Genomic DNA, 8936 nt, shown 5'->3' with positions numbered 1-8936 from the left:
CCTGTCTTAAAATCGTTTCGTATATCCGATATTAATTTTTATTACAGGACTTATAAATATTATAATTGATTTTTTAAAGTATACCATTTAATTATTAAACTATTATTTTAATAAATGAGGGTATTTAATTATGTTGAATCCAAATCAAAGCACACCAACTCAGCAACAAAAGGTAACAATATCAACGGATAATGGTACACAGTTTCCTAATAATGCAACCCTTATCAGTGGTCAGAATTTAAAATTAAATATTACAATATCGGGAGGGACAAAAGATTTTAAACCTAAAGATGTTATAACTATCACTTCAAAGAGTAATTGGATAGAATTTGTTACAAACCCCGTAACTATAGTAGATGCAAGTCTTAAATCTGCTACTGCTATTGTTTTTGTTAAAATTAGTACAGACGTAGCTCTTGTAGGTAAAACTGAAAGTTTCACTGTAAAAACAACAAACACTGGTTATAAGGATCAAGATTTTAAATATAAAATTTCAGATATAGATTTAAATACTTTGATATTAACTTCAGATAAAATTTATACCGAAACACCCACTGGTGCAAATTTACCCGCTTTAAGTAATCTTAATAGAGTATTAATATCAACAACCGTAAAAGATACTTCAAGTAAAGCAATCCCTAATTTAAGTATTAATATATCGGTAAACGATCAAACTAGTTTATCAAGAGTAAAGTTGATGGATGTTAATGGTAATGACTTACCCGTTAGCGTTGATAAATTTTCAAAATATCAATATGTTAATTTAATTACAGATTCACAGGGTAATCTGAAATTTTATATATTTCCTCAACAATGGAATGCGACCTTATTAAGGCTGGATAGCTCGATAGATGGTTTTTTAACCAAGCATGCCTCCAAAGATCCCCTGTTTATTTTAGATTCAATAAGTGCTCAATTTGATGAACATCCGGGCGCTCCTGATATATTACAACTCAATGGAGATGTTTTAACGCCTGTAGACCATGAAACAAGTTTTAGTGTCAAAATCCCACAATATCCTCAAGCTAAAGATTCAGATTATATTCTATTTACTGTTAACGGTAAAGCATTAGACACCTATACTCAAGTTTCAGATGTAGCGAATTTAGGTACCTATGCTTATAAACTACCCTATTCAGCATTTCCAATGTCCGATAAAGAAAATACCTTTGGTTATATTCTTGCAACAGGCGCTGTAAATATTTTGTATTCTTATGAAGTTGATTTTAAATATGAGTGGAATTCAAGCGGGCCTTCTGTAAATGAAAGGACTTTTTTATATCCCACAGTATATTCTAGTCATGGACTTAATCCAGATGATATTATACCTATGAATGATATAATTAATTACACTACAATTAGTCAATATATGTTTAATGGGGGAACTGCTCTCTATGTGGAAGTTGAAGCTGATTCTAATAATAAGATTAAAGTCAATCCCGGAGATACCGTCACTATTCAATTGACGGTTAATTCATCTAACAGGGGTAAATTAAACTTTAAGTTTCCACTTCAGTTACCTGCGGCACCAGCAGGTCAAACTACGTCAAAAGGACATATCGAGATTTCTAGCGATATACTTAGGGATCTTGGTGGAGCCAGTGAGTACGGTGGATCAGCCACTCTATATATCGATTATTTCAAAGGGACTGAAGGTACTGGACATTATAGTAAAAAATGGCAGGTGTATGTAGATACTGTCCTGCCAGGAGAAGTAAATTAAATATTTAAATTATTAATTTTTATTTAATCAAAGTAACTATATTTTATAATTTTAAATATGGTTACTTTTATCTCAACTATTATAAATAGGACATATATATGATAACCATGACTAATAATTCATTAAGTCTTCCTTCATATCCACAAGCAGTAAATGGGGAAATTGATATAAATGCCCAAAAATCTCAAGGAACTGTTTATATAGTAATGTTAATTCCATATTATTTTACTGAAACTAAAGGTGATGAAATTATAGGTTACTTAAAAGATAGTATTACTGGTAATATTATAACTTCAATTCCTAAAATACTTAATGAAAATCCTGATAAATTTGTTGAAGTTCTTTTTTCTATAGATGATTTTTCAGAAGATCGTACCTATCATGGATATTACATTGTAACAAAATTATTATCAGGTAATGAAGCAAAATCTGATATTTCAGATGTAACTATGATATTTTATGGAGAATCTGAACCTAAAGTTCGGCAAACTGTAACTGTTCCACAAGCTACTAGAGAAAATGGTACTTTATTAACAAAAGATGATTATTATAGATTAGACGAATTAGAAATAATTGTACCTGTGTATGATGGTATGACACTAGGTCAAAATGTTCAAGTTTTGTGGCAAGGTCTGAAAGGTTCTTTTTTACCTCAATATTCAACAAATATTCAAGAAGTAACCGAAATTAATCCTTTAACATTCTATGTTCCTAGAATGCAATTTCTCGATTCTATTGGTAGTACGGCACGACTTTGGTTTAAAATTAATAATACAGATGATAATTATACCTCTGTACAATATTCAGAGTTTTTCTTTTTAACGATTGAAAAGCAAAGACTTAATTTACCTGCACCAAGACTTTTTTATCGAGGTGATGGTACAATTCATGTAATTATTAAATATGAAGGCATGGCTCCTCCCGATTCAGTAGAAATAAGGGCTGTTGGTAAATCTCAAACACAGTCTAATTATAAACCCGTAGATGATCCACAACAAATGGGTGTAAAACTTCCAGAAGATTGGGTGAACGAAAATAGAGGATCAATAGTGTTAATTGATTATGCAGTCGGAAGTATGAATCCAGGAGTGAGATATGATTTTTCCCGAATATTAAGGCGAGTTTTATAAAAGTTATTAGTGAAATTAATTTGTTTATATTCATCGTAATTCAAACTGCATTTATTATCTTCCCCGCCGAGGGAAGATAATAAGTTTCCTTTATTTTGCAAAATGTAATTTGAAGTTTATAGGATATATAATTTATGGATTTTAATTTATGAAAACATTTATGAACAAAATAAGTTTTACGCTAAAAATTATAATGTGTATATTATTCTTTATCGGTAATGCTAACTCAGATACTGGAGATAATATTATAAAAAAACTAACCCAAAGATATTTTGATAATCAGATAAATTGTGGAGATGATGGACTTCCGGTATTTTTATGTTCTGGAATACTCATAAGAGGGACGGTTGCATCAGATGCATATCATTCATGGAATCCAAGCCCAGGAGCTCAAAGACTAGGTGGAGTTTCATTCTCTTATTTAAGATCTGATATTAAAAGTATTGAATTAGCAAGTGAACATCATAATGGTTATATTTTTTCTCCATACATTGAACACCTTGAAAACCTTGACAATACTGAAAAAATAAATATTGAAATTCTTTGTTATTATCCTGTCGATGGAAATACACAAGGTCGATTGGATAAGGGGTGCGGCTCTTCTACCGGATATCCCAATTTAGGATCTTGTCAACAACAAAATATTACCACAACCCAACAATGGATTGATAAATATGGAGCTTATCCCGACAATAATGAAATATGTGGTTTTGATGTGACCGGTGATGGTAGTGCAAGTATATTTATGCAAGGCCTTAAAGTTAATTCAATTCTTAACTTTTCATCAAATAATGAGTTGATTATAGCTGTTTGGGAACAGAACATCCCAAATACATTGCCTATAGAAGCCTTTTTTTATCAAAATGAGGGATTACAAGATGCCCAGCATGATCAAAAAGATTTTTATCAATCTACAGGTACTGTAATACCTATCGTAAAAATAATATTTCCTTCATCATCTGATGAAAAAATAACTTTCACTTACAATGAAGAAGATCAGCTTAAGTTTAATTAAATTAGCCAATATTACTCTTTAAGTTAGTACGTTAATGGAATGTCCCATTAACGTACTATTAATCTTTCTTGGATTCGCATGATAAGTGGAAATAGGTTAAGTTTTTAATTTAAGCATGCAAACTACATATCCTCCATTAGAATTAGTCACATTATTTGACGTTGAGTTATAAACTGCATAGTCTAATCCATCGAAAACATAAAATAATAAAGAGCCATCATGAGCGGTACCAAAAATCGGAATCAAATTCCATTTACTCAAATCTGGAAATTCTGTCATTAATGTAATCGGCTCTTTGTTTGGCTCATCAATAACGTCATTTATATCAGGAGAGTAAAGCCCCTTTGATTCACAACTATTGCTTGTATCAAATTGAAACTGTTGATTGTTCAGATTAAAATACCTTTTAACATCTGTAGTATAAGTATATATTTCTTTTGTATCATCATTATTCGTTATTTCGGCAGTTAATTCAGCTGTACCTACGTTTTGAAAAGATATTCCACCATCATTATCAATAGCAGTTATATTTTGGACAGTTGAAGTAAATTTTGTTAACTTTCTGTTAGATTTACGTATAGGAATATTGCTTGAATCTAACAGATTCCCCCCTACAGTACTAAAAGCATTAGTAGGGAAAGGTTGGGAAGGATCTACAGTTGTATTAATTTTATAGTCAGGTGGAGAGCTGTCACTGGCAGTATTAAACAAACGTAGTGTTGCTTTTTTCACTTCGGGAGTGAAATTAACATTATTGCTAACTTTACTTAAGTTTTTATCAAGAATTAATTTTACATTAACACCATCAATACCCACCTGACTTTTTAAAGATGCATATAAATATCCATCGGCGTCAGTTTTATCAAAATTATCCCTATATTTTTTAGAGTCTCTCTTGGGGTCCTCTAAACCTACATCGTAAAATTTTTTTTCATAATTTCTGGACCAGCCACCTTCCTGACTAAAATTAAATGGTTTATTAGAATATGGAGTATTTCCCTGCAATATTTTAGCTCGAAATATGTATGCACTGTTTCCGTCAGCTAATAATGGCTTGGGAATTGAAGCCGTAAAGTTTCCTTGAGAATCATAAATACCCACATCAAGACTATAAATTTTTAAAGGAGGCGTTTTGAATTTAACTTCAGTACATTGGTGTTTTTTTTGCTCTTCACTGAGTTTAGGCGATCCAGCAATGACTAAACACACTGTAGCTATAGTATTAGGTGGAGTATGTTTTTCATCACTCTTTAACTTTGTTTTCAACTCTCCCCCAGATACTCTATTTTCTTTGGCGGGGGCTAGTGACAGACCAACATTTTCCGGATGAACAGTCCACATAAATTCTAGGTTATTCCCCGTATATATATCACCTCCTTCCGTATTCAATACGCTCGCTATAAGGTTATAATCATCGCCCGGAGAAACAGAACCATTGCTCGTATTATCTAAACCAACACTGTGAATTATCGGCAATGCAAAGTCTACCGGATCTGCCGACTTTTTATTCCCATCAACACGTACCTCGACAATCACATTTGACTCTGCATTAGAATTTATACTGGTCAGTGTTGCTGTCGCCTGACCATGCTCATCTGTTTTAGTTGAGCCCGATTTTAAACTGACGTTTGGATTATTTCCTATCAGGTTCCAGTGTACATCTTTTCCTTTCTCTGGCTGACCATCAACTCCCGTGACCGTGACTGTATAAGTATAAGTACCGTAAACTAATTGTTTCTTTTGTGGGGCAGATGTGATCTTTATCTGCTCTGATTTAAAAGAAACTGCCCGTTCAGCGTTAACTTTCTCATTATTTTCAATAGATAATGAAACCAGAACATCATCTATTTTTTGTGTGCTGGTCAGTGTTGCTGTCAGTTTTCCTGCATTATCTGTTTGCACATTACCGTTTGTTCCTGTCAAAATAAGCCCTTTAATATCTTTATCTTTCGTCCATTTCACGCCGGAAATCGTTTTCTTCCTAGCTGGATTATCATTATCTTGTTTATCGACAATAAGGGCAGTGTATTGATAGTGTTGATTACCATCAGCAGTTAAATCTCCTTTAGGGTAGACGTCAATGCTTTTGACATAATAATCGTTTTTTATCTGCTCTGGTTTGAAAGAAACTGCACGTTCAGCGTTAACTTTATCGTGATTTTCAATAGATAATGAAACCAGAACATCGTCTATTTTTTGTGTGCTGGTCAGTGTTGCTGTCAGTTTTCCTGCATTATCTGTTTGCACATTACCGTTTGTTCCTGTCAAAATAAGCCCTTTAATATCTTTATCTTTCGTCCATTTCACTCCGGAAATCGTTTTCTTTCTAGCTGGATTATCATTATCTTGTTTATCGACAATAAGGGCAGTGTATTGATAGTGCTGTGTACCGTCAGCGGTTAAATCTCCTTTAGGAAAAACTTCAATACTCTTGACATAATAATCGTGTGAAATTTTATTAATAAATCCTACATTATCAATGCATTGATGAGACTCAGGCGCATTAACGATATTAACACAAACTGTAATGCCGGTTACTGCCGGTTTATCTGGCGAACCTTTCAGCACTATATTTAATTTCCCTGTAGGATCTGCCTTTACTATTCCTGAATAAGGAGATAAAGATAAACCACTATCTCCCAGATTTTTTGGGTTAGTAATACTCCATTGAAATTCAATATGTTTTTTCCTTTCTTCACCACTATCACTATCCATACCATCCACGGTTGCTACCAGTTCATAGCTTCCTCCTGGAAAAGCCGCATTGTTTATATTATTAGGCTTATTTGTGTTGAATATTGGCTTATTAATTGTCGGCCAGTCAAAATTGACACCTTCTGTATCTGACTTGGTTTGTCCATTAATAGTAACAAAAACAACCACTCCCTCTGCTTTATCTAAACTCGTCAAGGTAGCGTTAGCTTTTCCATCTTCACCGGTTTTTTCATCCTGAGAAGTAAATTTAACTTTTGAGCCTTTTTTTACTTTAAAATCCCACTCTACTTTTTGCCCTTTTATTGGCTTGCCATTGTCATCCATGGCTATGGCTGTATATTGATAGGTATCGTAAACCAATACGTTATTTGATACAGGATTATGCTTTAATTTTACATTTTCTTTATGGAATCTCACTGTATTTACGAGTTGTTTTGGTTGATTATCTATCATTAAGTAAATTTTTACATCTCCAACATATTCACCGCTCGTTAGAATCACATGACCTTGTTTGGATAAGTTCCCGTTTTCATCTGTTTTTACTTGATTAAATTCATCACCAGGATGGAATTTTAATTTATTTCGATGATCAAAAGGCGGTTCGGTTACCCATTTTAATTTATTAAAGGTAATATTTTTAACTACATGTGAATTATAAGGTGTATCAAACGTTATTTTAGGGTTAAAGGTATAACCCGCTTCCCCAGAAGTAGATAAAGGCCCGGGTGGCATAAAGTTAGGCGAGTTTCCCTCCTTTTTTTGCACCATAAAAGGTTTAACAATAATTTGTATTTGTTTTGGTTCTGTTTTCCCATGATTAGCTAATTTAAAATCAACAAAAGCTGTGTAACTATTATTTGCATCCTGATTTTCTCCGGGTAGATATTTAGGAAAGGTAAGCTGAATATTCCCTGATTGATAAGAAATCTTACCTCCTGATTTTTCGAATGTTTCCTTTCTGTTTCCGGTAATCGTCCAGTAGAAATCCTTAACAGAGACATCGGTAAAAAATTTTACCGGAATATCAAATACGCCACCGCTATAACCCACAATCGTCTTCGGCATAGAAAACTTTGCAACCGCAATTTTCTGGTGATCGAGCACAATATCGTTGTTTCTATCTACCAAATCATAACGGCTGCCTGTCAATGTACGCATTGATGCAACGTTATCCGGTGATAACTGTGTACTCAATGGCACACCCAGTCTGAGATTAAAGTTTGCCTGAAATTGTGCTTCACTCTGACCACTTTCACCTTGTTTATAATCCACACCCATTGTTATTAATGGAATTGGCGTATACGTCATCCCTATTTTTGCCAGAATGGGATTTTTTTGCGTGGTCTTTCGGTTAAATAACGTCACGTAGTCGCCAAAGTATTGCTCATAAGAAAATTTGCTTCCCAGATTCGGGTAAGCAGGTAGGAAGAATTCTCCGTTGATGTCGTAGCCATTAGCAGGGCGTTCATGATACTTTTCAAAATCCTGCGAGATCTGCCAGTCACTTAATCGATAATAGGCGTTGGTGGAGAATTTAATATAGTCTCCCCAAATCTCCCCTCCCAATCCCACTCGCCTGTTTTTACCCGTGATGTCATAGTCATAAAAAGTATTCAGACCATACATCCAGTTCTGAGAAAAATAACGTCCTCCTAAACCGAGGTTGACAGTATTCCGACTATCTTTATTACGATATCCTAATTGGGAAAAAAAGAGCCAGTCGACTTTATTATCGTAAATAGGCAATAGCAGATCTACTGAGTTATTTTCCAGCCTGCCTTTTCTGTCAAAACCAAAGTTAATTTTTGCTGTACTAAATTGGGATAGCCATTTTTGAGCTTCGGAGGCAATAGTACGGTTAACTTTACTCAAGGCATAAGATTTGGCTTGTTCGGCTAATTCTGAAGGGGATAATGACAGAAGATTTCCTGCTGCCTGAAGATTTCTTGCGATGTAATCAGGTAATTCATGTTCTGCCATATTATCTGTATTTTGTATTACGGTTTTTTTATTGATGTTTGCAGTTAGAAACTTTTTATTTGATTCGTTTGTTTGGATGCTTACATTATTTACGCGGGATGTATCTGTCTTCTCATGATTTACATTCTCATGAGCAAAGGCGCTTATAATGCTTGAAGAGATAAGTAGCATATAAATAATCGTGGAAAAAGTAATAATCTTAACAAGATATGATTTCATAATGTAAGCATCCCAATAGACACAACTTTCTTTTGATACTATCTCAACTAAGATAAAATCACGTACCCTATTTATATATAGTGCTTATTCATAATTTCCCCAAAAAAATCACTAAAAAGGCTGGATTAACACAATAAGTGCAATGTGCGCCCCG

At 33.8% G+C, this 8936-nt stretch carries 4 protein-coding genes; 3 read left to right on the top strand and 1 reads right to left on the bottom strand.

All coding sequences use genetic code 11. The features are described 5' to 3' along the window. Positions 1 to 130 precede the first annotated feature (130 nt). The 3 genes from PSI17_RS15005 (at position 131) to PSI17_RS14995 (ending at position 3868) form a co-directional block, all read left to right on the top strand. A complete protein-coding gene (locus PSI17_RS15005) occupies positions 131 to 1723 on the top strand; it encodes a hypothetical protein (protein WP_273552745.1) in 1593 nt (530 codons plus the stop codon). A gap of 98 nt (positions 1724 to 1821) precedes the next feature. Beyond that, positions 1822 to 2853 (top strand): hypothetical protein, encoded by a 1032-nt coding sequence (locus tag PSI17_RS15000; RefSeq protein ID WP_273552744.1) that lies wholly within the window; start codon positions 1822 to 1824, stop codon positions 2851 to 2853. A gap of 148 nt (positions 2854 to 3001) precedes the next feature. Further along, on the top strand, positions 3002 to 3868 hold the full coding sequence (locus PSI17_RS14995; RefSeq protein ID WP_273552743.1) for an N-acyl homoserine lactonase: 867 nt from the start codon (positions 3002 to 3004) through the stop codon (positions 3866 to 3868). A gap of 96 nt (positions 3869 to 3964) precedes the next feature. On the opposite strand, the gene PSI17_RS14990 is transcribed toward PSI17_RS14995, so the two are convergent. Further along, positions 3965 to 8782, bottom strand: coding sequence for an inverse autotransporter beta domain-containing protein (locus PSI17_RS14990; protein WP_273552742.1), 4818 nt, complete (start codon positions 8780 to 8782; stop codon positions 3965 to 3967). Positions 8783 to 8936: the final 154 nt, after the last annotated feature.

It is taken from the genome of Xenorhabdus sp. IM139775 (assembly GCF_028598745.1).
In the GTDB taxonomy this organism is placed as follows: Bacteria; Pseudomonadota; Gammaproteobacteria; order Enterobacterales; family Enterobacteriaceae; genus Xenorhabdus.
This window is presented reverse-complemented; position numbering and strand designations above follow the sequence as displayed.